This is a genomic window from Saccharopolyspora hirsuta (assembly GCF_008630535.1).
GTDB classification, from domain to species: Bacteria; Actinomycetota; Actinomycetes; order Mycobacteriales; family Pseudonocardiaceae; genus Saccharopolyspora; species Saccharopolyspora hirsuta.
In genome coordinates this window covers 417190-443281 of record NZ_VWPH01000002.1, presented here as the reverse complement: position 1 = coordinate 443281, position 26092 = coordinate 417190, and the positions used below count along the sequence as shown (strand labels likewise).

Below are 26092 nucleotides of genomic sequence, written 5' to 3'. Positions count from 1 at the left end.
TCAGCCGCCGGTGCCCTGCGCCCGCTCGAAGCGCTTGATCGCGTCGTCGAGCTGCTGGTAGGCCGCGCCCAGGTCGCCGAAGTTCCCGGACTGCTGCGCCTTCCGGACGTGCTCCAGGGCGGCCCGGATGTCGGTGACGGCCTTGGTCATCTCCGGGCTGGAGGTGTTGTTCTGCCCGGGCGGCGGCTGCTGGCCCTCGGCCGGCGGGCGCTGGGGCTCCTGCTCGCCGGTCTGGGTCGCCTGGCCCGCGCCGGACCCGAACACCTGGTCCAGCGCGCCCTGCAGCGTCTCGGAGAAGCCGACCTTGCCGCCGAAGGACACCAGGACCCTGGCCAGCTGCGGGTAGGACTCCTGCTCGTTGCGCTGGATGTAGATCGGCTCGACGTAGAGCAGGCCGCCCGCGACCGGCAGCGTCAGCAGGTTGCCGAAGATCGCGTTCACGTTCGGGTTGTTGAACAGCGTGCGGTTCTCGGTGACCTCAGGAGTGGACTCCATCTGGTTCTGCACCTGGTTCGGACCCGGGGTGAGCGTGTTGGTCGGCAACCTGAGCACCCTCAGCTTCCCGTAGTCCTCCGGGTCCGAGGACGCCGACACCCACGCCGACATGTTCTGCCGCCGCAGCGCGGTGAGCGCGCTGGTCAGCTGGAAGGTCGGTTCCTGCTGGTCGCCGACCTGCGCCAGCACGTAGTACGGCGGCTGCTGCCCCTCGTTGCCGGCGACGTTGCCGCGGCTGGTCGGGTCCGACGGCACCTCCCAGAAGGTCTGGGTGGAGAAGAAGTCGCCGGGGTTGTCGACGTGGTACTCGGTGAGCAGCTTGCGCTGGACCTTGAAGATGTCCTCCGGGTACCGGAAGTGGTCGCGCAGCTCGGGGGTGATCTCGCTGGACGGCTTGACCACGCCCGGGAACACGCCCTCCCAGGCCTTGAGCACCGGGTCCTGCTCGTCCACCGCGTAGAGCTCGACGTTGCCGTCGTAGGCGTCGACGGTGGCCTTGACCGAGTTGCGGATGTAGTTGATCTGCTGGTTCGGCTGCCGCTCGACGCCGGTGAGGGTGTCGTTGGTGGCCTCGCCCAGCTCGGTCAGCTGCGAGTACGGGTAGTTGTTCAGCGTGGTGTAGCCGTCGACGATCCACTTGATGCGGCCGTCGACCACCGCCGGGTACGGGTCGCCGTCGAGCTTGAGCCAGGGCGCGACCTTCTGCACGCGGTCCCGCGGGTTGCGCTCGTAGATGATCTTCGACTCGCTGCCGATCACGCCGCTGAACAGGAAGTTCCGCTCACCGTAGTAGGCGGCGAAGACCAGCCGCTGGAACAGGTTCCCGACCGGGACGCCGCCCATGCCGGTGTAGGTGTACTGCTGCTGGTCGGTGTCGTACTCGCGCGGCGGCTCGCCCGGGTTGCCGCCGACGATCACGTAGTCGTTGCGGCCCACCAGCTCGCCGTAGTAGACGCGCGGCTGCTTGACCGGGATGGCGCCCTGGCCGTTGTTGGCCACGTCGCTGATCTGGAAGACCGGGTAGCCGCCCTGGGTGGCGCCTTCCCGGAAGGTCGAGTCGACCCGGTCGGCCGGTGCGGCGACGAAGCCGTTGCCGTGCGTGTAGACGGTGTGCCGGTTGATCCAGTTCTGCTGGTTGACCGCCAGGCCGTCGGTGTTCAGCTCGCGCAGCGCCACCAGGTAGTCGCGGAGGTTGCCCTCGGCGTCCCGGTACCGGTCGACGTCCAGCTTGTCGGTGAAGCCGTAGAAGTTGTACTGCTGGGTCAGCTGGGTGAACGTCGGGGCGAGCACGTTCGGGTCCAGCAGCCGGATGTTCGGGATGGTGCCCTTGTCCTCGGCCACCTCGCTGGGCTGCAGCTGGGTGCGGCCGGGGTAGTCGGTGATCTCGACGTTGTCCGGGCCGATGCCGAACGCCGACTTGGTGGCCGCCAGGTTGCGCTCGATGGACTGCGCCTCGCGCTGGTTGGCGTTCGGGCGCACCGAGAACTGCTCCAGCAGCGCCGGCCAGACCGCGCCGACCACCACGCTGGAGAGCACCAGCAGCACCGCGGCCAGCGCCGGGATCTGCAGGTTCTTCAGGAAGATCACCGCGAAGAACGCCAGGGCGCAGAACACCGCGATGCACATCAGGATCAGCTTGGCGGGCATCACCGCGTTCAGGTCGGTGTAGCTGGCACCGGTGAACAGCGAGTTGCGCTGGGACAGCAGCAGGTCGTAGCGGTCCAGGAAGTAGTCGACCGCCTTGAGCAGCACGAACAGCCCGGCCAGCACCGCGAGCTGGACGCGGGCGGGCATCGACAGCTGGCCGGAGCGACCCGCCAGCCGGATGCCGCCGAAGATGTAGTGCGTGATCAGCGCGCCGATGAACGACACGGTGACCGCGATGAACGCCCACGACAGCAGGAGCCGCCAGAACGGCAGCTCGAAGGTGTAGAAGCTGATGTCGTTGCCGAACTCCGGGTCGACCTGGCCGAACGGCACGCTGTGCAGGTACAGCTGGAGCGTCTGCCAGTCGGCCTGCGCGGCCAGCCCGCCGATCACGCCGACCACGATCGGGATGCCCAGCCCGAACAGCCGCGACCGCTCGGAGGCCACCGTGCGGTACCGCGCCAGCGGGTCGTCCGGGCCGCTGACCGGGACGAACACCGGCCGGTTGCGGTAGGCCAGCCACAGGTTCAGGCCGAGCACGACCCCGAGGAAGACCGCGGCGGCCACCCCGAGCCCGGCCCGGGAGAGCAGCTGGGTGGTGAAGACGCCCCGGTAGCCGACCTCGCCGTACCAGAGCCAGTCCACGTAGGTGCCCAGCATCCGCGATCCGGCGATCAGGGCGACCAGCACGATGCCGCCCAGGATCAGCAGTATTCGGCTTCGCCGGGACAGTTTCGGCATTCCAACCGGGGGCCGCATGGCCACAGCGCACGCTCCTGGTGACGATCAGCAGGCAGGTGGGACGACGCCGGTGTCCACACCACCGACCGCCCTCGTGATGTTCAACTCTACGACCCCGGTGTGAAGTTCCTGGAAGGGCCTTCGCGAATTGGATTTATCCGACATCTTGCCCGGTCGGGAGCGGGGCGGTCCGGCGGTGCGACCATGGGCGGCATGCCGCAGACCCCCGAGCAGGACCTGACCGCAGCGCTGCCGCCGGCCGCCCGCGAGATCGAGGAGTTCGTCGCCGCCGCCGGGTGGGACCAGCCCACCCAGGTGTTCGCCCTGGTGCCCACCCAGCTCCTGCTGGCGGCCGAGCCGGGGCTGGCCGACCAGCTCGACCCGGAATCGGCGCTCACCCCGATCGCCCAGGACTCCCTGCCCGCCGAGGACCTCGCCGAAGCGCTCGGCCGCATCGAGTGGCCCGAGCAGGTGGCCGGGTGCGCGCTGGTGCAGGAGATCGTGGTGCTGCCGCCGGAGGCGGAGGCCGGGCTGCCGAGCGACGCGGAAGCGGCGCGGAAGGCCGCCGCCGAGCACCCGGAGCGCCGGGAGGCGCGACTGGTCGCGGCGGTGCTGCGCGACGGGGGCGAAGCGTGCGTGATGCGCCTGCGCGCCGAAGGCGCGGAGCAGGGCGAGCTGATCGAGGACCGCTCGCTCGCCCCCAACCTGGTCACGGCGCTGCACGCCACCTTCGCGGACTGACCGCCGCGGGCAGCTCCGCCACGTTCGGGTGAATTAGGGCCGGTCGGTCGTCCGACCTGCGATTCTCAGGCGCCCCGGACGGGTCAGCAGCTGGCCGGGGCCTTGCCCGCGCGGAGGTCGTCGAGCGCCTTGGTGGCGTCCTGGAGGGTGCCCACCTTGGCCAGCTGCAGGCCCTCCGGGGCCTGCGCCTTCGCCTCCGCGCAGTTGTCGGCGGGGACCAGGAAGGTCGTCGCGCCCGCCTCGCGCGCCTTGACCATCTTGAACGGGATGCCGCCGATCGGGTTGACCTCGCCCTCCGGGGTGATCTCCCCGGTCCCGGCCACGAACTGGCCGCCGTTGAGCTCGCCCGGGGTGAGCTTGTCGATGATCGCCAGCGTGAACATCAGCCCCGCCGACGGACCGCCCACGTCCGCCAGGCTGATCTTGATGTCGAAGTCGACGTCCGGCCGCTCGGTCGCCGCCACCCCGAGGAAGCCCTGCGGCTGGTCGGCGGGGCCCGCAGCGAGCTGCACGCTGGCGACCTGCTCCGGCTGGTCGGCGCGCTGGAAGCGGATCTCCACCCGATCACCGGGCTTGGTGTCGGTCAGCGCCGACCGCAGCGACTGCGGATCGGTCACCGGCCGGCCGTTGGCCGTCAGCAACCGGTCCCCCGGCTCCAGGACGCCGTCCGCCGGGCTGCCCTTGACGATCTGCCCGACCAGCACCTTCATCGGGTAGCCGAGGTAGCGCAGGGCCGCGGTCTCCGCGGTGGTCTGCGAGTCGTTGAACGCCTCGGTGTTCTCCTGCTCGATCTGCTGCTCGCTCTTGTCCGGCGGAAAGTACAGGTCGCGCGGCGCCAGCGCGTAGCGCCCGCTGGCCCACAGGCCGAGCGCGCCGAACATGGACAGCTGGTCGGTCACCGACACCGTGGTCATGTTCAGGTGACCGCCCGTGGGGAACGTCTGCTGGCCCTCGATGCTGATGACGGGCTGGTCCCCGTCGAGGCCGAGGGTGTCGTAGGTCGGCCCCGGGCCGAGCGCCACGTACGGCACCCGGACGAACGCACCGAGCAAGCCGAAGGCGACAACCAGCACGACGCTCGTCAGCAGCGTCCAGGTACGGCGGTTCACGAGGCGACAGCGTACGTGTTCGCTGTTGGCGATGTGAGCGGTCCTCGCACCCCGCGAGCCCCGGACGGCTTCTGCCCGGCGGCGCAAGCCGCGTACCGTGGAACTATGACCAACTTGCCGTTCGGGTTCGGCTCGCAGGACCCCGACGACCCCGACAAGGGCGACTCGTCGAAAGGCCGCTCTGAGGGTGGCGCCGGAAACCAGGGCGACACGCCCTTCGGTTTCGCCGGCATGCCCGGTCCGGGCGGCATGCCCAACTTCGACATCGGCCAGCTCGGCCAGATGCTGACCCAGCTCGGCCAGGCGCTCAGCCACTCCGGCAGCGGCGGCTCCGGGCCGGTCAACTACGACCTCGCCAAGCAGCTCGCGGTGCAGCAGCTGCACAACAACCAGCGCACCGAACGCCCCAGCCAGGATCAGGTCAAGGCGATCGACGACGCGGTGCGGCTGGCCGAGCTCTGGCTCGACGCCGCCACCTCGCTGCCCGCCGGGGTGCGCTCGGTGCAGACCTGGTCGTCGGTCGACTGGGTGGAGAAGACGCTGCCCACCTGGCAGCGGCTGTGCGACCCGGTGGCGCAGCGGATGTCCAGCGCCTGGCTGGAGGCGCTGCCGGAGGAGGCCAAGCAGGCCGCCGGCCCGCTGCTGTCCATGCTCGGCCAGATGGGCGGCATGACCTTCGGCTCGCAGCTCGGCAGCGGCCTGGCCCAGCTCGGCGGCGAAGTGCTGACCTCCACCGACGTCGGTCTGCCGCTCGGCCCGGCGGGCACCGCCGCGCTGCTGCCGGCCAACATCCAGCGCTTCGTGGAGGGCCTGGACCGGCCGATCAGCGAGGCGACCGTGTTCCTGGCCGCCCGCGAGGCCGCGCACCACCGCCTGTTCAGCCACGTGCCGTGGCTGGCGCAGCGGCTGCTGGCCACCGTCGAGGAGTACGCGCGCGGCATCCACATCGACACCTCGGCGCTGGAGGACCTGGCCGGGAAGATCGACCCGTCCAACCCGAGCTCGATGCAGGAGCTGATGGGCTCCGGGATGCTCGAGCCCAAGACCACCCCGGAGCAGGAAGCCGCCCTGAAGCGGCTGGAGACGCTGCTCGCGCTGGTCGAGGGCTGGGTCGACGTGGTCGTCGCCGACGCGGTCGGCGAGCGGCTGCCGGGTGCCGACGCGCTGGGCGAGATGGTGCGGCGCCGCCGGGCGACCGGTGGGCCCGCCGAGCAGACCTTCGCCACCCTGATCGGCCTGGAGCTGCGCCCGCGCCGGATGCGCGACGCGGCGAACTTGTGGCGGTTGATGACCGAGCGGCACGGCGCCGAGAGCCGGGACCGGGTGTGGGACCACCCGGACCTGCTGCCGGACAGCTCGGATCTGGACGAGCCGCTGGACTTCGCCGACCGCTGGGGTGCCGCCCCGGCCGACCTGGACGACCTGATCGCCGCGATCCGCCGCGCTGAGGCCGACGAGGCCGCGAAGGCCGGTGAAGACACCGACGATGACGACCAGAAGCGGGACGACCAGTCCTGACCGACGTGTTCCGGCACCACCCCGCGCGGCGGTGCCGGTAGCAGCTAAGCGCCTGCCGCAGGTGCCCTGACAGCACGACGTCAGGGTCGTCCGCGGCAGGCGCATTGTTGCTCGTGCCGACTCCCAGCGCCCGCAGTGCCTCGGCGCGAGCCATCGCTGCGGCGTGCAACCAATGTTGAAACGCCCACTCCTGCGCTCGTCGCAGCGCACCAGGCCCGGCCCCAGCAAAGACCGACACCGGGGCGGCGCCTTGCGCCGCTTCACGGACGAACCCTGCAGCGGCGCTTCTCAGTCCGCCTCGTCGTCGTCCAGGCCGATGCCGAGCTGCGCGGCCGCGGACAGCCCCTCCAGGAAGCCGATGGCCCGCTCGGTCTTCGGGTAGCGGCGGACCCACTTCCAGAAGTCGGGGCCGTGGCCCGGCACCAGCAGGTGCGCCAGCTCGTGGACGAGCACGTAATCGAGCACCCATCCGGGTACATCTCGGAGGCGTCGACTCACCCGAATGGTCGCCTCGCTCGGCGTGCAGGAGGCCCACCTGGTGCGCATCGGCGGGACCCACCGGACACCGCTCGGTTCGGCCCGCCCGTCCAGGTACCGCGCGGACAGCTCGCGGCAGCGCTGGACCAGCGCCTCGTCCGACTCGCGCGCGGGCGAGCGCCTACGCGTCTCGCTCCGCTGGAGGCGGCTGAGCATGTCCGCCACCCAGCGCTTTTCCTCCGCGCGGGTCATCCGCGCAGGGAGCAGCACCACGATCTTGTCACCGTCGCGATAGGCGCTCACCGTCTGCCGGCGGCGCTTGCTGCGGCGCACCTCGACCTGGGGTTCAGCCACGAATCTGGACCCTAGCGAGAAGAGCCGACAATCGGTTCCCCCGGTGAGCCGCACCACAGCCCCTACGCACTGTGACCTCTTGAGGGATTACTCAATTAAGTCGAACATGCGATGCTCTTAATGCATGCATGTTGAATAGCCCACATGTACCGTTCCCCCAGCCGCCCGGAGGAGGGCCGCAGACGATCCAGCCGGTGGGCTGGGTCACGACACGAAGGAGGGGAGCCGTGGCCGAGACGTACAACGGCTACTGCGTTAAGTGCCGGGAGAAGCGCGACTTCTCCGGCGAGGTCTCGGAGACCAACGGTCGCCGGATGGCCAAGGGCACATGCCCGGTCTGCGGCACCAAGATGACCCGCATCCTCGGCAAGGCGTGACCGGTCCCGGGTGGGCCGCCGCAGGCCCACCCGCCAGTCCGCCAGCGCGTCGGACATCGCAGCGGCCGCGCGCCGGTGCGCCGGGGGAGCACACGTGCCTTCCCCACCAGCAGTGGTCCGCACCAGGCGAAATGCGCGAACCTCGTCAGCCGCCCCGACCGCGCCCGACCGCTTTCCCCCGCACGTTTCCGCCGACCGCGCACCGGAAAGCGCGATTCGCACCGCTTTCCCGGTTCAGCGGAGTAGTGGAATCCGCCCGGCGACGCAAAGTCCGCGCCAACCTCGCTATCGCCGCCCAAGGCACGCCCGGAAACCTCTAGCATGTGATTGGGTTCCCCGATTTCGAATGCGCCTTCGGGCGCTTCGAACGCCGAGAGGGTTTTCCTGCGCGTACCAAGGAGAATTCGTGGCCGACATCCCGCGCCGGGCAGCGCACCGCACCGCCAAGCTCGCCAGTCTGCCGCTCGGCGTCGCCGGTCGGCTGGCGGCCGGTTGGGGCAAGCGGCTCACCGGTCAGGACGCGGCCGAGATCAGCGCCGAGATGTCGGCCAAGACCGCCGAGCAGCTGTTCTCCGTGCTGGGGCAGCTCAAGGGCGGCGCGATGAAGTTCGGCCAAGCGCTGAGCGTCTTCGAGGCCGCCGTTCCCGACGAGATGGCCGGGCCCTACCGCGAGGCGCTCACCAAGCTGCAGTCCGCCGCTCCGCCGATGGCCGCGAGCAGCGTGCACCGGGTGCTCGACGAGCAGCTGGGCCGGGCTTGGCGCTCGCGGTTCAGCGAGTTCGACGACACCCCCGCTGCCGCGGCCAGCATCGGCCAGGTGCACCGGGCGATCTGGCACGACGGCCGCGAGGTCGCGGTGAAGGTGCAGTACCCCGGCGCGGACGAGGCCCTGCGCTCCGACCTGCGCCAGCTGACCCGGTTCTCCCGGCTGTTCCAGTCGCTGGCACCGGGCGCCGAGGTCAAGCCGCTGCTCACCGAGCTGCAGGACCGGATGGTGGAGGAGCTGGACTACCGCACCGAGGCGGACAACCAGCGGGCCTTCGCCAAGGTCTTCAAGGACGACCCGGACGTCCGGGTGCCCGCGGTGGTGGCCAGCTCCCCCAAGGTGGTCGTGACGGAGTGGGTGTCCGGCACCCCGTACTCGCGGATCATCGCCGACGGCGACCGCGAGCAACGCAACACCGCCGGGCAGCTGCTCGCGGAGTTCCACTACTCCGCCCCCTCCCGGGTCGGCCTGCTGCACGCCGACCCGCACCCCGGCAACTTCATGCTGCTGCCGGACGGTCGGCTCGCCGTGATCGACTTCGGCGCGGTGTCCCGGCTGCCCGACGGGCTGCCCGCCACCTTCGGCCGGATGATCCGCCTGGCGCTGGAGGACAAGTCCACCGAGCTGCTGGAGCTGCTGCGCGCCGAGCGGTTCGTGCAGCCCGACCGCGAGGTCCGGGCCGAGGACGTGCTGGCCTACCTGGCGCCGTTCGTCGACCCGGTCCGCACCTCGAAGTTCCACTTCACCCGGCGCTGGTTGCAGCGGCAGGCGGAGCGGGTCGGCGACCTGCGCAGCCCCGACTTCCGCACCGGCCGCTCGCTGAACCTGCCCCCGGACTACCTGCTGATCCACCGGGTCACGCTGGGCGCCACCGGCATCCTGTGCCAGCTCGACGCGGAGGTCGACGCGCGCAGCGTCATCGCGCGGTGGCAGCCGGGCTTCACCGACTGACCGCCCCCCGTCAGCGGGTTCCGACGTGGACCGTGTTGGCGGTGAGGAAGTAGACGTCGTCGCGGTTCCCGGCGTAGTGCTCGCCGGTCTCGTCCAGCAGCTGGTCGAGCGCCGCCAGGTCGGCCGGGTCCAGGAACTCCTCGGCGTGCCTGCGCAGCAGCCCCAGACGTCGCAGCACCGCGCTGCGGCCGATCTCGTCCAGCGGCGCCGGGCGGTCGACGAGGTAGCTCCACGAGCGCACGTCGGACAACCCCGCCTCCGCCAGCGCCGTGCCCCACCCCACCGGAAGCCGGGTCGTTCCGGTCATCTCCGCGCGCATCTGCCGGAACCACTGCTCGCGCCCGGCGATCAGCCGCCCCTCCAGGCCCGGTTCGCCCAGCCCGACGTCATCGGGCAGCACCCTGGTCTGCAGGCCGAACTCGACGATCGCCAGCCGACCGCCCGGGCGCACCAGCTCCGCGAGCCGCCGCAGCCCGGCCAGCTGGTCCGGCAGGTGGTGCACCACGAACGCGGCGTAGACCAGGTCGGCCTGCGTCGGCGCCCCGGCCTGCGCCACCGCCTCGACCAGCCCGTCCTCCGCGGCGTCCGCCTGGACCGCGTGCACGGTCACCCGGTCCGACACCGCCCCGGCGCGGTCGGCGGCCGCCGCGAGCAGTTCCGGCGCGGTGTCCACCACGACCACCTCACCGCCGGAATCCGCCAGCGCCGCGGCGAACGCCGCCGCCGTTCCGCCCGCCCCGGAACCGATCTCCAGCACGGTGCGGTCGCTCGGGCGCAGCAGCCGGGCGACCCGCTCGGCGGTCTCGGGCGCGGTCAGCTCGTCAGCCTCCCGCAACCGCTGCAGGTGCGCGTCCCAGTCGATGTTGTCGTGCGAATGCATAGCCACGAACGACCAGCTTACGGCGCAACGGGTTTCCGCTCTGGAGTTGTCAAGGTGCGCGGCGGTCCGGTTGCCGCCGGGGAGCGCCCGGCGGCAACCGGAATCCGTTGCGGTGCAACGTGGTTCAGCGCTCAGCAACATCGCGAGGCGGCCGCGGCCCGCCGCGTCGCGTAGGCGGCCAGCCACCGCCACCAGCGACCGGCGGACATCTCGCGGGCCAGCCGTTGTCGATGCGCTTCCTCGCGCAGCTCGTTCATGCGCAGCAGGGTCATCTGCTCCGGGATCATGTCTTCCACCTCGTCGTTCATCAGGTGCCGCAGCACGGTTCGGTGTTCGGTTTCGGCTTTACGCCGCCTGCTCCTGGCGACGGCTCCGGGTGGCCGCGGGCTGGTCTGCGGGCAGCGGGTGCTTGCGCGGGCGGCCGCGCGGACGCTTGCGGGCGACCACCGCTCCGCGCTCGAAGATCTCGCCGCCCCAGACGCCCCAGGGCTCGCCGCGGGACAGCGCTCCGGCCAGGCACTCGGCCCGGATCGGGCAGTCGGCGCACAACGCCTTGGCCTGGTCCAGCTCCCGCGGGTTCTCGGCGAACCACAGGTCCGGGTCCTGGCGGCAGGGCAGCTTGTCGTCCAGGCCCGGTGAGCTGTCGAGAAGCCCGGCGACGGTGTCGGCAGCTGGCTGCAAGTCGGTGCCCGAGTTGGTTATCGGCACACTCGCGGTCAACATGCGACGTCCTCCTGTAGTCGATCGGTAACAGGTCGTGGTTGTGGATGTGGATGTGGAGAATTCGGCAACGCCAAGAAGGCCGCGGACCCAATCGCTGGTCCGCGGCCTGTGACAAGCCTGAGAGGCGCCCCTAGATCAGAGGATCAGGGATTCGCCAACGAACGGACCGACGCGGGGTCACCGCGCTCGTCGGGAGCGCGCGGAACCAACGCGGCTGGAACTTTCGGCCATAACCGGCGTGGACGTCAGCTGGGAATGGCGCAAAAGTGACACGGAACAGCGCGATGGCCCCGGCCATGAGGCGGCTCGGGGTGCGGTTGATCGAAATCGTCGTCACCGTGGCCACCTCCTTCCCAGGACTTCAGATCGTGGTCCTGCCGACCACGACTCGCGCTCTTGCAGGTTATTGGCACTGCCGTGCCGGTCGCAACGTATTTTTCAAAGAATCCGCCCGAAGGCCTGAAAAACCTCCGCCACCAGGCGTTTTACCGCGTGTCGCGGCGCTCGCCCTGGATCAGCGCGAGGACGTCGGAGCCGAACTTCTGCACCTTCGACGCCCCGATCCCGGAGATGCCCACCAGCGCGCTCTCGTCGAGCGGGCGCTGCTCGGCGATCGCGGTCAGCGTGGCGTCGGTGAACACCACGTAAGCGGGCACCTTCAGCTGCCGGGCCCGCTCGCTGCGCCACGCCTTCAACTGGGACAGCAGGTCCTCGTCCACATCGGACGGGCAGTCCGCGCAGCGCCCCAGCTTGATGTCCATCGTGCTCACCAGCGGGGCGTTGCAGATGCGGCAACGCGGCTTGACCGGCTTCGACAGCCGCTGCAGCGGCTCGCGCGGCTTCGCCCGGCCCGGCAGCGCGGCCGGGTGCTCGTCCGGGACCAGGTTGTACAGGAAGCGGCTGCGCCTGCGGAACCGCCGCCCACCGGCGCGCGCCAGCGCCCACGACAGGAACAGGTGCTCGCGGGCCCGGGTGACCCCGACGTAGAGCAGGCGGCGCTCCTCCTCGATCGCCGCATCGGTGTCGGCGTGCTGGATCGGCAGCGTCCCCTCGACCAGCCCGGCGAGGAACACCGCGTCCCACTCCAGGCCCTTCGCCGCGTGCAGCGAGGCCAGGGTCACGCCCTCGACCGTCGGCGGGTGCTGGGACTCGGCGCGCGCGTCCAGCTCTGCGACGTAGCGGGCCAGGTCCGCGTCGGGCACCGAAGCCGCGAGCTCCTCGGCGAGCTCCACGAGCGCGATCAGCGACTCCCAGCGCTCGCGGGCGGCACCACCGGCTGGCGGCTCGTCGGTCAGGCCGACCTCGCGCAGCACGTCGCGGACCGTTCCCGGCAGGTCCTGCGCACCGTCGTCGTGGGCGACGGCCGTCCGCAGCGAGACCATCGCCTGCCGCACCTCGGCCCGCGCGAAGAAGCGCTCCCCGCCGCGCACCTGGTACGGGATCTCGGCGTCGGCCAGCGCCTTCTCGTAGACCTCCGACTGCGCGTTGACCCGGAACAGCACCGCGATCTCCGACAGCGCGACGCCGCGCTTGGCCAGCTGGGCGATCTTGCGCGCGATCGCCTCCGCCTCGTCGGTCTCGTCGTCGTACTCGGCGAAGTCCGGGCGCGGGCCGTCCGGGCGCTGGCCGATCAGCTTCAGCCGGGTGCCCGCCGGGCGCTCCCGGGCCGCGCCGATGACCTGGTTCGCCAGCGCCACCACCTGCGGGGTGCTGCGGTAGTCCCGCTCCAGCCGGACCACCGTGGCGTCCGGGAAGCGGCGCGGGAACGCGATCAGCCACTTCGGCGAGGCCCCGGCGAAGGAGTAGATCGTCTGGTTCGCGTCGCCCACCACCGTGAGGTCGTCGCGGTTGCCCAGCCAGGCGTCCAGCACCCGCTGCTGCAGCGGGTTGACGTCCTGGTACTCGTCCACCACGAAGGACCGGTAGCGGCTGCGGAACTCCTCGGCGATGTCCGACCGGTCCTCCAGGATCGCCGCGATGTGCAGCAGCAGGTCGTCGAAGTCGAGGGCCTGCGCGCGGTTCTTGATCTGCTCGTAGGCGGCGAAGGCCTTGCTGAGCTGCTCAGGGGGCACCGGGACGTCGCGCCCGGCAGCGGCGGCCGCGGCCGGGTACTGCTCCGGGCCGATCAGCGAGGACTTGGCCCACTCGATCTCACCGGCCAGGTCCCGGACGTCCTCCTTCTCGGTGGACAGCCCGATCTTGTTCGCCGCCTGCATCACCAGCCGGAACTTGTTGTCCGTGAGCTGCCACATCTGCGTCTCGTGCACCCGCGGCCAGAAGTAGCGCAGCTGCCGGAACGCCGCGGCGTGAAAGGTCTGCGCCTGCACGCCCGCCGCGCCCAGCCCGCGCAACCGGGTGCGCATCTCCCCCGCCGCGCGGGCGGTGAAGGTCACCGCGAGGACCTGCTGCGGCGCGACGAGACCGCGCTGCACGAGGTAGGCGATGCGGTGGGTGATGGTGCGGGTCTTGCCGGTGCCCGCACCGGCGAGGACGCACACGGGCCCGCGTGGTGCGATGACCGCCTGCCGCTGCTCCGGATCGAGACCTTCCAGGAGTCGCGGTTGTTCGGCCATGCCCGGCATCTTCGCAGACCCGCTCCCCCGATCGGGGCCACACCCCGAAGACCGGCCCGCGTGTCGCCCATCCCGAAGGGGGATTTCGCACACGCGTTCAAGTGATGATCAAGCCGTTTAACAGGTAATATGCCAAATATGCACTAGCTTGGCGCCATGCAATGGCAGATAGTCCCGCATCCCGAGGTGGCCAAGTGGCTCAGCGATCTGAACAACCAAGACCCGAGGAGCTATCAAGACGTACGTGCCGCACTGATCGCGTTGGAACACCGAGGACCCGGACTTGGGCGTCCGCTGGCCGACACGTTAAACGGGAGCACCGTCCGGAACTTGAAGGAGCTCAGGCCAGGCTCCCGGGGCGGTCCGAGATCCGGATCCTCTTCGTCTTCGACCCCCATCGCCAGGCGGTCCTACTTGTCGCAGGCGACAAAGCAGGCGAGTGGAACAAGTGGTACCGACGCAACATCGCTCTTGCCGAAGAGCGCTATCTCGAATACTTGCGCACGGTTGAAGGAGACAAGCTATGAAATGGCGCACCTGGGACGAACTCCGGGAAGAGCTCGATGCCAGGATCGGCCTCACACCGGAGCAGGCCGAGCACGACCTGCGCGAGCTGGAGGCGTACTACAACGGGTACCGGCTCGCCGAGCTGCGGAAGAAGGTCGGTCTCACGCAGACGGAGCTGGCGGAGCGGATGGGTATCGGCCAGCCGCGGGTAAGCGCCATCGAACGGGGAGACATCGAGTCGCACACGGTGGCAACATTGCGCTCCTACGTGGAAGCGCTCGGCGGCACGATCCAGCTCAGCGCTCATTTCGACGGCGAGGACACCGACCTGGACGTCGGACTGCTGTTCCCGAAGAACGCCGCCTGACGGGGCCGGTCGGGCGTGCCCGACCGGCCCCGAGGATCAGGACTGCCAGGTGGCCCAGCCGCGGATCATGCGGTAGGCGATGGAGACGCCTGGGGGCAGGCGGAGGCCGTCGACCGCGTTGCCCTCCGACTCCAGGGCCGCCAGCACCGTGTCGCGGTGCACCCAGCGCGCGTCCTCGATCTCGCCGTCCGCCGGGACGAGCGGGGCCGAGGGGTCGGCGATCGCCGCGAAGCCCAGCATCAGCGACCGCGGGAACGGCCACGGCTGGCTGCCCAGGTAGCGGATGTCGGTGACGGCGACGCCCACCTCCTCCGCCACCTCGCGCGCGACGCAGGCCTCCAGCGATTCGCCGACCTCGACGAACCCGGCCAGCACCGAGTACCGCTCCGGCGGCCAGATCGGCTGGCGGGCCAGCAGCACCTGGTCCGCACCGTCGTGCACCAGGCAGATCACCGCCGGGTCGGTCCGCGGGTACTCCTCGCGGTCGCAACCCGTGCAGCGCCGCGCCCACCCGGCGCGCACGCGCGTGGTGGCCGCTCCGCACACCGCGCAGTAGCGGGCGTTGTCGTGCCAGCCGAGCAGACCGACCGCCGTGGTGAACAGCCCGGCACCCGTGTCGTCGAGCAGTCCACCGCCGCGGCGCAGGTCGAGCCAGCCCTCCCGGGCGCCGTCGTGGTCGCTGCGCAGCGCCCAGTAGCTGACCTCGCCCTCGACGCCGAGCAGCACCGCGCCGGGGGCCGGGCGCTCACCGAAGTCGCCCGCCGGGTGGGTCACCAGGCCTGAGTCGGCGTCGATGCGGGTGCGGCCCTTGGCGTCGACCAGCACCACCTTCCCGGTCGCCCACAGCTCGGCCCCGCCGTCCGGGGCGTCCCGCAGCTGCTCGCGGCGGTCCACGGTGGACCTGGACAGCAGCGGGGCGGAATCCAGCTGGAAACCGGTTCCCGCGAACACGTTGGAGGTCATTCGCCCGCCTCACCGAGTAACGAGATCACGGCAGCACCACACCGCCGAGCAGCCGCATCTGGTCGGCCAGCTGGTCCGCGTCGCCGACGACCACGCCGGTGAACGAGGTCGGGGCGAACCGCTTCGCCGCCTCGGCCACCTGCTCGACGGTCACCTCGCGCAGCCGCTCCGGGTGCTCCACCAGCCAGTCCTGCGACAGCCCGGCCACCGCCAGCGCGACGAGCGTGGAGGCCATCCCGGACTGCGAGGCGGTGGAGGTGAGCAGGCCGCCGATCGCGTACTGCCGGGCGGATTCGACCTCCGACTCGGTCGGCGGCACCAGCGCCAGCCGCGCCAGCTCGTAGCGGGTCTCCAGCAGGGCGGCCGCGGTCACCTCGCTGGCCGTGTCGGCGTCCACCAGGAGCGTGCCGTTGCCGGGCGTGAACTCGAACGAGGAGTGCGCGCCGTAGGTGTAGCCCTTGTCCTCGCGGATGTTCTCCACCAGCCGCGACGAGAAGTACCCGCCGAAGGTCAGGTTCGCGATCTGCAGCGCCGGGTACTGCGGGTCGGTGCGGGGCAGCGCCTGCGCGGAGAACCGAAGCTGCGACTGCACCGCGCCCGGCCGGTGCACCAGCTTCACGTCGCCGCCCTGCACGACCGGCAGCGGCGGCAGCTCGCGGGCGCTGCGCTCGGACTGCCAGCTGCCCAGGATCCGCTCGACCGCCGCCACGGCCTGGTCCGGGTCGATGTCGCCGACGAGCACCAGCACCGAACCGCGCGGCAGGACCGCCTCCGGGTGCAGGGCGCGGACCTCCTCCGCCGTGACGGCGGCGACGTCCTCGGCCTCCGGCACCTCGCGGACGAACGGGTGGTCGCCGTAGCGGTGGCGCTGCAGCTCCTCCCGCGCGATCACCCGCGGCTGCGAGCGCGCGACGGCGATCCGCTCGACCAGCCGGGCGCGCTCCCCGGTGATCTCCTCCTCGCGGTAGGCGGCGCCGGTCAGCGCGTCGGCGAGCACGTCGAGCAGCGTGTCGAGGCCGGTGGCCAGGGCGTTGCCGTAGACGCTGAGCCGCTCCGGGTCGACGACGGCGTTCAGGTCGCCGCCGACCGCGGCCAGGTCGGTGTCCATCTGCACGCGGCTGCGGCGCTCGGTGCCGGTCAGCAGCGTCTCGGCCAGCAGCTCGGCGAGCGCCGGGTGCTTGGGGTCCTCGCCGGCGAACGGGATCCGCAGGCGCAGCTCGACCATCGGCACCACGCCGTGGCGGGCGGCGATCACGCGCAGCCCGTTGCCCAGCACGGTGTCCACGGTGACCGGCGGGCGGCCGGTGCGGGGTTCGCCGAGCGGCGGCAGCGGCCGCGGCCCCAGCTCGGTGCGGCCGATCTCCTCGGCGCTGCGGTGCGTTGCGCGGGTCATGCCGCACCTCCGTTCTCGTCGCCGGCGGGTTCGAGCTCCAGGACCGCGCGGGCGTCGGAGCGCAGCCCCTTCGCCGCCGCCGCGACGTCCTCGGCGCTCACCTCGCCGATCCGCCGCGGCAGCTCGGAGATCAGCTCCGCCCGGCCGTGCAGCAGCTCGGCGCTGCCCAGGTCGAGGGTCCGGGAGATCACCCGGTCGTGCTCCCGGTGCAGGCTGGCCGCCCAGCGGGCGGTGACCCGGGCCAGCTCGTCGGCGGTCGGGCCGTCGGTGGCCAGCTTCTCGAGCTCCTCGTCGATCGCGCCGACCACCCGGTCCAGCCCGACCTCCGGGGTGTGGATCGCGGTGATGGTGAAGGTGTCCGGGTCGCGGGCGTCCAGCGGGGCACCCATCAGGCCGCAACCGGCGTGCACGTCGACCACCAGCGAGTCCTGGTGCAGCAGGCGCTGCTGCAGGCGGGAGGCGTCGCCGTCGCTCAGGACCGCGGCCAGCACCACGTCGGCCAGGTAGGCGTCCAGCTCGCCGACCGGGTCGGGCAGCCGGTAGCCGAGGGCGACCGCGGGCAGCGGGGCGTGCGGGTCCGCGTGCTTGCCGCGCAGCTCACCGGCCGGGAACGGCTCGCCGAACGACGGGCGCGGCGCGACCTCGCGGGCCGGGACGTCGCCGAAGTGCTTGTGCACCAGGTCGACGGTGCGCTCGACGTCGATGTCCCCGGCCACCGTGAGCACCGCGTTGCCGGGCGCGTAGTAGGTGTCGAAGAAGGCGGCGCAGTCGTCGACCGTCGCCTGCTCCAGGTCGGTGAAGTCGCCGTAGCCGTTGTGCGCGTTGGCGAAGGTCGAGTACAGCACCGGGGGCAGCAGGATCCACGGGAACCCGCCGTAGGGCCGGTTGAGGACGTTGAGCCGGATCTCCTCCTTGACCACGTCCACCTGGTTGCGCAGGTTCTCCTCGGTGATCTTCGGCGCCCGCATCCGGTCCGCCTCGAGGAACAGCGCGCGCTCCAGGGCCGCCGACGGCAGCACCTGGTAGTAGTCGGTGTAGTCCTGGTGCGTCGAACCGTTGAAGGTGCCGCCGGAACCCTGCACGTGGCGGAAGTGCGCGAGCTTCTCCAGGCTCTCACTGCCCTGGAACATCAGGTGCTCGAAGAGGTGCGCGAAACCGGTGCGCCCCTCCGGCTCGGAACGGAAGCCCACGTCGTAGTGCACGCTGACACCGACCACAGGAGCCTGCCCTGACGCTTGGCCCGCTGCCGAGTCCGGTGCCAGCACCACGCGCAGCCCGTTGGGCAACGTAACGCGATGCAGCTGGGGTTCGACCATGCCATGCAGCCTACGTGCGGCGCCCGCAGCTGCGCGTGCCCCCTTCGACACTCTTCGGAATCGGGCGTGCGCGGAGCGCGTCAGCGCACCTGGGCGATCAGCCGGTCGATCTCCGCGCCGATCGTGCGCGCCTCGGCGGGCACGATCGCGAACACCTGCTCGCCGGTGCTGCCGCGCTCGATCCGGTTCACGTAGCGGCCGTCGGGCTCGTTGTCGAACCAGGACACCACCTCGGAGCGCTTCCGGCGGCCGTACTGGTCGCGGGCGTTCGCCGCGATCTGGCCGATGCGCTGGTGCGGCGCCTTCCCGATCCGCTCGTACAGCGCCACCTGCTGGTCACCGCTGCTGCCGCGGTCCGGGGTGGCCGACTGCATCAGGCTGCCCTGGTCGAAGTCGTCGGGCTGCCGCGGCGCCAGCGAGCTCTGCGGCACGCGCACCGGGCCCTGCGATCCCGGCTTGGTGGGCGGCAGGGTGGCCAGCAGCACCTGCGGCAGCGGGACGTTCTCGTGCACCTCGACGGTCAGCAGACCGCCGCGCTTCGGGTCCTCGCTCGGCGTCTGCACCCCGAGCACGACCCGGTTGCCCTCGGTGAACACCGCCAGCGCCCGCCAGCAGTGGTCGCTGCCGACCTGCGGGAACCACAGCGAGTCGACCCACAGGTACGGGGTGGCGAGGGTCTTGAGCGCGTCGACCAGCGGCGGCACGACCTCGTCGTCGGCCACCAGGCCCGCGGCCGACATCCGGTCCAGCTCGGCGAGCGCGATCTGCCGGAACTGGTCGGCGGTGCGCCCGAACGACCGGCTGCTCAGCGGCAGCGTCAGACCGTCGATCTTCAGGTACTTGAGCACGATGTCCAGGTGCACCGGCTGAAGCTGCCACCGCCCCAACACGCCCACTGCGCTTCTCCTCTTGTGAGTTCACCCGCCGCGAGAACGGCTGACCGGCGGCGCCGACGCGCGGCACCGCCGGTCAGCACTGCGTTTCACTCGCCGAGGACCGGCGGCGCGGTCTTCGGCATGTCGTTCATCCAGACGTCGTCCTGCTCCTCGAGCCAGGACGGGCGCTCGTGCTCGTCGTCCTCGCCGCCCTGGCCGCGCTGACCGGCGGCGCCCATGCCGCCCATCATGCCGCGGCCAGCGCCAGCGCCCCGGGCTCCGGCCGCGCCACCAGCAGCGCCCGCGCCCGCTCCGGCACCGGCGCCGAGCCCGCCGACACCGGCCCGGCCGCCAGCACCCATCCCGGCTGCTCCGGCACCCAGGCCACCGGCCATGCCGCCGACCATGCCCGCGCCACCGGCACCAGCACCGCCGCCGACGCCGGTACCGCCGCCGGGAAGCCCGCCCGGGCCGCCACCGCCCGGAAGACCGCCGCCGGGCGGGTCGGCCCACTGGCTGCCGGTTCCGGACGGCGGGGTGTAGCCACCAGGTCCTCCGCCACCGGGGATGCCACCGCCGCCGGGGTAACCGCCCCCACCGGGGCCGCCACCACCGGGGTAGCCACCACCCGGGTAGCCGCCACCGCTGCCGCCGGGGATGCCGCCACCGCCCGGGTAGCCACCACCGCTGCCACCCGGGATGCCACCGCCGCCCGGGTAGCCGCCGCCCGGAACACCGCCGCCGGGGCCGCCACCACCGGGGCCACCGCCCCAGTCGGTCGGCGGCGGGGGCGGCACGGGCGGCGGTTGCTTGGTGTTGCCGTCCGGTGCCGTGTAGGTCGGCATCTTGGCGTCGACCTGGGTGAGCGTGGGGCTGTAGACGCGCGCCATCGTCTCCTGCGCGGCCTTCTCCGCCTGCTCCTGCTCCTCCATCTGGCTGAGCGCGTTGATGCCGCCGCCGACCACGCCGAACGGAACGGCGCTGGCCGCGGCCTGCCCCCAGCTGAAGCCCTCCGGCTTCGGGACCATGCTGGCCGCCTGACCAGCGGCCTCACCGGCGGTGTGGAGGTTGTTCCCGGTCATCTCGAACGCGTCGGCGCTGGCCTTCATCCAGTCGGAGGCGGGCTTGCCGACCTCCTTGGCGTTGTCCGCGGCCTCGCCCTGCCAACCGCCCTCGATGATCCTGGCCAGGTCGGTGGCGTACAGCTCGCCGCGTTCCCGCAGGCCCGTGGCCAGGTCCCGCCAGGCCTGCGCGACCTCGCCGACCCGCCCCTGGTCGATCGACTCCTGGTTGGTCTTGTAGATGTCGGCGTGGCTGAACCCGGACCAGTTGATGCACTGCGTGATCGCGGGCGAGTCGTAGCCGTTGACGTTCAGCCCGGCGTTCTGCTGGGCGAGCTGGTTCTGCTGCTGCTGGGCGACCTGGTCGGCCTTCGCCGCCTGCTCCTTGCGCTGCTCTTCTGCAGCGCTCTCCCAGCCGAAGACCCGAGAACCCGCGTTGTCGAGCGTGTCGAGAAGCCCCATCACTCCCCCTCAGTCATTCCGGCAACCGCGAAGCGGTCGCGTTGGCGATCTTCTCCGCTTCCGCGCAGGCGTCCACCGAGTCGGCGAGCCGACCGGAAACCCCGTAGATCACGACGCCGCCACCGGCGTCGACGAGCACGTTGCAGCCACCCGTGGCGCCACCGCCCGGAACGTTCGCCACGACACCGGAGCGCCCGCCCACGGACTGCTTGTCGTAGCGCTCCCAGTTGCCGTTCTTCTCGTAGGAGGCCACGGTTTCCTCGACGTTCTTCTGGAAGGTGAGCGACATCTGCTCGCCCTTCCAGGTGCACCCGGGCTCGAAGCTCACCGGCGTGAACTCCTCCCCCTGCTCCTGGAGCCCGAACGACTTCAGCTCGTCGGGCTTGAAGAACGTGCAGGGGTCGAACTTCTCCAGGGCGACGCCGCCGGTCTGCCCGGTCGGCTCCGGGGAGCCCGTCTCCCCGGTCGATCCGCCACCGCCGCCGCACGCGGACAGTCCGGCGAGCGCGACACCAGCGGTCAGGACAACGGCGGACCGGACAAGCTTCTTCACTGAATACCTCGCCTCAGATCGTCAGCGTTCTGTTCGTCGGTGGCACGGTAGTCCTTGGCCGCGTCGCGAAACGCCTGCGCCTGCTTCTTCAGCTCTTCCTGGAGAAGTCGGATCAGCGGCAGCGCACCCGCTTCCCCGTCGGTCGCCTTGTCCTGGAACCGCTGCGCCAGCTGCTGACCGTCGGGGTAGTCGCCGAGCCCCTTGACGCGTTGCAGCGCGTAGGCCTTCTTGTACAGGTCTTCCAGCTTGTCGATCTCCTCGTCGACCCGCTTGGCGGCGTCCTCCGCGACCTTGGGGTCCAGCGACAGCTTTCCCGCACCGACCTGCTGGTTGATCCACTGCGTCTGCCCGCTTACCGCCTTCAGCCCTTCCCTGGCCGCGGCGAAACCCGCGCTGTCTGCGTCTGCCATCCCAGACCCCTCTGGATTCTGCGATCTCCCCCACGAAGTGTGGTTACTCTAGCTTGACGCACGCCGGGTCGGAACGGTTCCCACCAGCATTGTTGCCGTTCGGCATCACCCGTTCGGCCGCAGATCACGGAGCAATCGCGGACCACCGCGAGGTGCAACGCGGGTCAGGGTTTCAGGGCCGCGTTCAGCTTCCGCACCAGGTTCGGGAACGCGCGGCGGAAGTTCCGCAGGTCCGCCGCTGCTTCGGGGGCCGCGTACCAGTACAGGCCGGGGGTTCCGTCCGCCGCCGGGTCGAGTTCGGCGAATTCCGCCAGCCAGCGGTCGGTTTCGCCCAGCACGACCGCGTACGGGAGGGACCGGGAGAACACCGTCTCGCGGTCGGCCGGGGACAGCGAGTTCGCCGAGACGTCGTGGAGGTAGCTGCGAAGGCCGCGGACCTGCACGACCAGCGCGCTGCCGCGCCGCGTCCGGGCGGGCATCAAGCGGGCGCTGGCCACCATCGCGATGCCGCCGAGCACCACGCCCAGCCCGAGCAGGGCGACGGAGCTCGTCAGCGCCAGCACGGCGGTGAGCGCCGCACCACCGATCGCGACGCCGATCCCGGCCCACCAGAACAGGTTCCGGTCCGCGTCCGGGCGGCGGGCGAACCACTCCTTGTCCACCACGTCCGCGTACAGCGCGTCGCGCACCCGGTCCAGGTTCAGGCCGCGCAGCTGGGACAGGCGGACCTCCGCCGCCTCGCCGACCAGCAGGTCGTACACCGCGCGCTCGAACGGTCGCAGCGCGTCGTCCGCCGGGTTGATCCGGACGAATCGCCAGTCCTGGTCGGGCAGTTCCTCGATCCAGAGGTAGTTGCGGACCGCGAGGTCGACCACGGTGGCCGTGACGTCGACCGGGTCGACCCGCTCGTCGACGACGGTGCCGATCTGGCCCGGCAGCACGCCGTCCGGGGAGGCGAAGGTGACGCCGCCGCGCGGGTCGTTCATCAGCACCTCGACCCGGCCCACGTCCTCGCCGAACGCGCGGACGTCCCGGCCTCGGGCGTACCAGACCAGGCCGAGGCCGCCGATCAGGACCAGCCCGATGGCCGCCAGCCCCGCGCCGGTCCCGGGTGTCAGCGAGAACGCCTTCGCCAGGCTGAAGTGCTCGTCGGTCACCGCCGTCGCCGGGACCGTGCCGGCGGGCAGCTTGAACGTGATGTCCATCCGGTCGCCGGGTTCGAGACCGTAGGTCAGCGCCCGCATCTCCTGCGTGTGGGAGATCTCGAACTGGTCGCAGCGGTGCTCGCTGCCCAGCGGACCGGCCAGGCACATGATCGCCTGCGGGACCTTCGGCGACAGCAGCGACACCTCGACGCGGTCCACCGGAACGTCCCAGCCGCCGGAGACCTGCCAGCGCACTTCCTGCAGGTCGCCGACGTCCGCGACGGCGCCGCGCACCGCGTACTTCAGCGTCGAAACCCCGGGTTTCAGGGTCACGCGCACCTCGTCGGCGTCGACCTGCACGGCACCGCCGCCGTCCACCGAGGCGTCGGCGACCGTGAACACCCGGTCCTCGCCCGGGCCGCTCGACTGGCGCAGCGGCATGGTGCGCGTCACGGGTCGGCCTTGGGGAACGGCGATCTGCTCGGTGACCGACACCAGACCGTCGCGCTCCAGCTTGAGGTGCACCTCGCTGGACACCGCGCCGGGCAGCGCGTCGACCGGTTCCTCCTGCGCAGCGGCCGCGGTCGGCGCGCCCAGCAGCAGCCCGGCCAGCGCGATCAGCAGTCCCCGTTCGGTCAACACGGCCCGAACGATAGCGGCCCGAAGTTATTCTCTGGTCCGCAACCGGCGAGATCGATTCGAGGAAGTTGGGGAGCTGACGGCCCGGTGGCGGACCGCTGAACTCCGCTCGATCGTCCACATTCGACACACCGCGAGGAAGACCGCATGACCCAGCCGCCTCGACCGCCGCACGGACCGCAACCCCCGCAGCAGCCGTGGCCGCAGCAACCTCGCGGGGCCCGTCCGCAACCGCAGCGCCCGCCCGGCCCGCAGCGCCCGCCGTTACCCCCGCCCGGGGTCCGGCCGGTCGCGCCGCCACCGGCCGCTCGCCCGATGCCGCCGCAGGGCGCCGCTCCGGGCGGTCCGCCACCGCCGCCGATGCGGCCGCCGAAGCGGAAGGGCAACGCCGGGGTCGTCGTCGCGCTCGTGCTGGTCGGCGTGACGCTGTTCGGCATCACCATGATCGGCGCGGTCGCCGCCGCGATCACCTCCGACCGGGCCTCGGACTACGACAGCAGCCCCACCAGCAGCGAGACCACCACGACCAGCTCCAGCACCTCCAGCACGAGCTCGGAGACCAGCAGCAGCTCCTCGACGACCACGTCCTCGGAGACCAGCAGCTACGAGGCCGAGGACCAGGTCCGGCCGGTGGCGAGGCTGGGCGACCACCCGATCAACATCCCGAACAACGGCGCCGTGAACACGCCGTGCGACCTGCCCGCCTTCCGCACCGACGTCGCCTCGCAGGACCGCTTCTACCAGGCCGCGCTGCCCTGCCTGATGCAGGCGTGGACCCCGCTGCTGGAGGAGGCGGACCTGCCGGTGCGCACGCCGAACGTGGTCACCAGCGGCAGCGACTTCGAAACCCCCTGCGGCACGCGGAAGTGGAACCAGACCGCGATGTACTGCCCCGGGACGCACACCATCTACATGACCGCGCGGTACTACGCCGAGAAGGAGCAGCTCGTCGAGCCGGGCGCGTACCTCGGCCAGTTCGCGCACGAGTTCGGCCACGCGGTGCAGGGCATGTCCGGGATCAGCACCGCCTTCGGCGACGCCGCCTACGACGCGGGCGGCCGGGACACCCCGGCGGGCCTGGAGCTGACCCGGCGCTCGGAGCTGCAGGCGACCTGCTTCGGCGGGATGACGCTGGCCGCGCTGCAGAACGGCGGGGTCAGCAACGACTACATCTTCCCGGCGCTGTACGACTCCCGCGGTCGCGGCGACGAGCACTCCGACGTCCGCGACCACGGCACCACCAGGAACAACAACGCCTGGGTGGACCAGGGCTTCTACAAGAACGAGATCACCCAGTGCAACACCTGGCTGGCGAACCCCTCCGACGTCAGCTGACTCAGCGGCGGCCGAGCATCAGGGCGTAGCCGCCGCCCGCGACGCCGGCGAGGGTGAGCAGGATCCAGTTGGCCCGCTCGGCCAGGTCGTCGAGCTGCGAGTAGTTCGCGGTGGCCGGGCGCACCACGAGCTGCCCGGCCGGGTCGGCCGGGACCAGCACCGGCAGCTGCTGGCCGCGGCTGTGCCCGCACCCGTCGAACGGCGCGCGGCGGAGCTCACCGGCGATCTCGACCTCGACCAGGTCGCCCGCGCCCCGGGTGCCGCACGGGCGCGACTCGACGACGGTCGCCGTCGCCGGGCGCAGCTCCGCGCGCTCCCGATCGGCTGCCGCCACCAGCGGCCACACCGCCGCCCCGACCAGGACGACGCCGAGAAGGCTCAGGACAAGCAGGATCGGCGCGACCGACGCCGAACCACGTTGCCTACCCACGCCACCGATATTGCCAGGGTTCCGGCGGGTGACCGCGGGCCGTCGCGGGATCACCGTCCGTCACGCGGAATCACGGTTCGGCGGGGGTCACCTTCTTCACGTACAGCAGCCGGTCGCCGGACTCGATCGCGTCCGCTTCCGGCGCGTCCACCCGGTACAGGTGCCCCTCGCGGACCACGCCGAGCACGATGTCGGACAGGTGCCGCGGCGAGCCGCCGACCTCCTGCTCCTCGACCTCGCGCTCGGCGATCGCCAGCCCGGCGTCCGGGGTGAGCAGGTCCTCGAACATCTCCACCACGGACGGCGTGGAGGTCGCCATGCCGAGCAGCCGCCCGGCTGTTTCGCTGGACACCACCACGGAATCCGCCCCGGACTGCCGCAGCAGGTGGACGTTCTCGGCCTCCCGCACCGCCGCGACGATCTGCGCCTTGGGCGCCAGCTCCCGCGCGGTCAGGGTGACCAGCACCGCGGTGTCGTCGCGGGCCGGGGCGACCACGATGGCCCGCGCCCGCGTCACGCCCGCCACCCGCAGCACGTCGGAGCGGGTGCCGGAACCGTTGACCGTGACCAGCCCTTGCGCGGAGGCCGCTTCCAGCGCGGTGTGGTTGGTGTCGACCACCACGATGCGGCCGGGCTCGGCGCCTTCGCCGAGCAGTGCGGTGACCGCCGACCGGCCCTTGGTTCCGTATCCGATGACGACCACGTGGTCGCGCACCTTGGACCTCCAGCGTTGGATCTTGAACGCCTGTCGCGAGCGCTCGGTGAGCACTTCCAGTGTGGTACCGACCAGCACGATCAGGAACAGCACCCGCAGCGGGGTGATGACCAGCACGTTCACCAGCCGCGCGAGGTCGCTGACCGGGGTGATGTCGCCGTAGCCGGTGGTGGACAGCGAGACCGTCGCGTAGTAGACGACGTCGAGCAGGCTGAGCTCGCCGCCCGCGCTGTCCCGGTAGCCGTCGCGGCCGATGTAGACCAGCAGCACCGTGGCCGCGAGCGCGAGGGTGGCGCCGATGATGCGGCGGATGATCGACCGGACCGGGCTGATCGTGGTGCCGGGCATCCGGATCACGCCGACCAGGGCGTGGTCCGGCCGGTTGGTCAGCTCCTCCTTGTCGGCGCGCCCGCCGATCAAGGGGCGCGCCAGCGACTTGGGACCGTGCCGCATCATGAACCGTGCTCCCCGACTTCGCGACCACTCACGGCGCAGAACAGTAACCCCGCGCGCGGTCGCGAGGTGGCCCGGCACCCCGGGGCCGGTCGACGACTTCTCCTGCAGGACGG

24 protein-coding genes are annotated in these 26092 nt (G+C 71.5%); 7 read left to right on the top strand and 17 right to left on the bottom strand.

All coding sequences use genetic code 11. The features are described from left to right. Nucleotides 1–2901 (bottom strand): UPF0182 family protein, encoded by a 2901-nt coding sequence (locus F1721_RS05130; RefSeq protein ID WP_150065353.1) that lies wholly within the window; start codon nt 2899–2901, stop codon nt 1–3. Between the two features lie 195 nt (nt 2902–3096). Here F1721_RS05130 and F1721_RS05125 point away from each other — a divergent pair, with 195 nt between their 5' ends. Continuing rightward, the gene (locus F1721_RS05125; RefSeq protein WP_150065352.1) at nt 3097–3624 is read left to right on the top strand and encodes a PPA1309 family protein; all 528 of its coding nucleotides are present in this window, start codon (nt 3097–3099) and stop codon (nt 3622–3624) included. An 83-nt stretch (nt 3625–3707) separates the two neighbouring features. Here F1721_RS05125 and F1721_RS05120 read toward each other — a convergent pair whose 3' ends face one another. Next, a complete protein-coding gene (locus tag F1721_RS05120) occupies nt 3708–4733 on the bottom strand; it encodes a YlbL family protein (RefSeq protein ID WP_150065351.1) in 1026 nt (341 codons plus the stop codon). 105 nt (nt 4734–4838) lie between these two features. Here F1721_RS05120 and F1721_RS05115 point away from each other — a divergent pair, with 105 nt between their 5' ends. Then, nucleotides 4839–6251 (top strand): zinc-dependent metalloprotease, encoded by a 1413-nt coding sequence (locus F1721_RS05115; RefSeq protein ID WP_150065350.1) that lies wholly within the window; start codon nt 4839–4841, stop codon nt 6249–6251. Nucleotides 6252–6539: 288 nt separating this feature from the next. On the opposite strand, the gene F1721_RS05110 is transcribed toward F1721_RS05115, so the two are convergent. Then, entirely contained in the window at nt 6540–7082 is a 543-nt protein-coding gene (locus F1721_RS05110) for a M48 metallopeptidase family protein (protein ID WP_150065349.1), read from the bottom strand. Nucleotides 7083–7309: 227 nt separating this feature from the next. Between F1721_RS05110 and F1721_RS34315 the strand changes: the two genes are divergently transcribed. Beyond that, nucleotides 7310–7459 carry a DUF5679 domain-containing protein gene (locus F1721_RS34315; RefSeq protein WP_010693945.1) on the top strand — a complete coding sequence of 50 codons (150 nt, stop codon included), beginning with the start codon at nt 7310–7312 and terminating at the stop codon, nt 7457–7459. A 406-nt stretch (nt 7460–7865) separates the two neighbouring features. Then, a complete protein-coding gene (locus F1721_RS05105) occupies nt 7866–9176 on the top strand; it encodes an ABC1 kinase family protein (RefSeq protein ID WP_150065348.1) in 1311 nt (436 codons plus the stop codon). A 10-nt stretch (nt 9177–9186) separates the two neighbouring features. Here F1721_RS05105 and F1721_RS05100 read toward each other — a convergent pair whose 3' ends face one another. The 4 genes from F1721_RS05100 to F1721_RS05085 form a co-directional block, all read right to left on the bottom strand. Continuing rightward, nucleotides 9187–10056, bottom strand: a complete 870-nt coding sequence (locus F1721_RS05100) for a class I SAM-dependent methyltransferase (RefSeq protein WP_246154316.1) — start codon at nt 10054–10056, stop codon at nt 9187–9189. A 131-nt stretch (nt 10057–10187) separates the two neighbouring features. Next, nucleotides 10188–10379, bottom strand: coding sequence for a hypothetical protein (locus F1721_RS05095; protein WP_150065346.1), 192 nt, complete (start codon nt 10377–10379; stop codon nt 10188–10190). Between the two features lie 22 nt (nt 10380–10401). Continuing rightward, nucleotides 10402–10779, bottom strand: a complete 378-nt coding sequence (locus tag F1721_RS05090) for a WhiB family transcriptional regulator (protein ID WP_150065345.1) — start codon at nt 10777–10779, stop codon at nt 10402–10404. Nucleotides 10780–11264: 485 nt separating this feature from the next. Next, nucleotides 11265–13352 carry an ATP-dependent DNA helicase UvrD2 gene (locus F1721_RS05085; protein ID WP_150065344.1) on the bottom strand — a complete coding sequence of 696 codons (2088 nt, stop codon included), beginning with the start codon at nt 13350–13352 and terminating at the stop codon, nt 11265–11267. A 161-nt stretch (nt 13353–13513) separates the two neighbouring features. Between F1721_RS05085 and F1721_RS05080 the strand changes: the two genes are divergently transcribed. Then, entirely contained in the window at nt 13514–13879 is a 366-nt protein-coding gene (locus F1721_RS05080; protein ID WP_342782917.1) for a type II toxin-antitoxin system RelE/ParE family toxin, read from the top strand. Further along, entirely contained in the window at nt 13876–14226 is a 351-nt protein-coding gene (locus F1721_RS05075) for a helix-turn-helix domain-containing protein (protein WP_150065343.1), read from the top strand. Before F1721_RS05080 ends, F1721_RS05075 begins: the two co-directional genes overlap by 4 nt. Before the next feature lie 36 nt (nt 14227–14262). On the opposite strand, the gene nudC is transcribed toward F1721_RS05075, so the two are convergent. The 8 genes from nudC to F1721_RS05035 all read right to left on the bottom strand — a co-directional run bounded on the left by nudC (nt 14263) and on the right by F1721_RS05035 (nt 23046). Continuing rightward, nucleotides 14263–15189: an NAD(+) diphosphatase gene (gene nudC, locus F1721_RS05070; RefSeq protein ID WP_150065342.1), complete on the bottom strand. Its 927-nt coding sequence runs from the start codon at nt 15187–15189 to the stop codon at nt 14263–14265. A gap of 25 nt (nt 15190–15214) precedes the next feature. After that, nucleotides 15215–16582, bottom strand: coding sequence for a M16 family metallopeptidase (locus tag F1721_RS05065; protein ID WP_150065341.1), 1368 nt, complete (start codon nt 16580–16582; stop codon nt 15215–15217). Continuing rightward, the gene (locus F1721_RS05060) at nt 16579–17898 is read right to left on the bottom strand and encodes a M16 family metallopeptidase (RefSeq protein ID WP_150065340.1); all 1320 of its coding nucleotides are present in this window, start codon (nt 17896–17898) and stop codon (nt 16579–16581) included. The genes F1721_RS05065 and F1721_RS05060 overlap by 4 nt, the downstream gene beginning before the upstream one ends. Nucleotides 17899–17978: 80 nt before the next feature. Then, nucleotides 17979–18794, bottom strand: coding sequence for an ESX secretion-associated protein EspG (locus tag F1721_RS05055; RefSeq protein ID WP_150065339.1), 816 nt, complete (start codon nt 18792–18794; stop codon nt 17979–17981). An 86-nt stretch (nt 18795–18880) separates the two neighbouring features. Next, entirely contained in the window at nt 18881–20296 is a 1416-nt protein-coding gene (locus F1721_RS05050; RefSeq protein ID WP_150065338.1) for a PPE domain-containing protein, read from the bottom strand. A gap of 13 nt (nt 20297–20309) precedes the next feature. Further along, nucleotides 20310–20849 (bottom strand): DUF3558 family protein, encoded by a 540-nt coding sequence (locus F1721_RS05045; RefSeq protein ID WP_246154262.1) that lies wholly within the window; start codon nt 20847–20849, stop codon nt 20310–20312. Next, nucleotides 20846–21259 carry a hypothetical protein gene (locus tag F1721_RS05040; protein WP_150065337.1) on the bottom strand — a complete coding sequence of 138 codons (414 nt, stop codon included), beginning with the start codon at nt 21257–21259 and terminating at the stop codon, nt 20846–20848. Before F1721_RS05040 ends, F1721_RS05045 begins: the two co-directional genes overlap by 4 nt. Nucleotides 21260–21423: 164 nt before the next feature. Beyond that, complete coding sequence (locus F1721_RS05035) at nt 21424–23046, bottom strand: DUF2207 domain-containing protein (protein WP_150065336.1); 1623 nt, start codon at nt 23044–23046, stop codon at nt 21424–21426. Nucleotides 23047–23190: 144 nt separating this feature from the next. Between F1721_RS05035 and F1721_RS05030 the strand changes: the two genes are divergently transcribed. Next, a complete protein-coding gene (locus tag F1721_RS05030; RefSeq protein WP_246154261.1) occupies nt 23191–24378 on the top strand; it encodes a neutral zinc metallopeptidase in 1188 nt (395 codons plus the stop codon). A 1-nt stretch (nt 24379) separates the two neighbouring features. On the opposite strand, the gene F1721_RS05025 is transcribed toward F1721_RS05030, so the two are convergent. Together F1721_RS05025 and F1721_RS05020 are read right to left on the bottom strand one after the other, a co-directional pair. Beyond that, nucleotides 24380–24808, bottom strand: coding sequence for a hypothetical protein (locus F1721_RS05025; RefSeq protein ID WP_150065335.1), 429 nt, complete (start codon nt 24806–24808; stop codon nt 24380–24382). Nucleotides 24809–24878: 70 nt separating this feature from the next. Then, nucleotides 24879–25871, bottom strand: coding sequence for a potassium channel family protein (locus F1721_RS05020; RefSeq protein WP_246154314.1), 993 nt, complete (start codon nt 25869–25871; stop codon nt 24879–24881). Nucleotides 25872–26092: the final 221 nt, after the last annotated feature.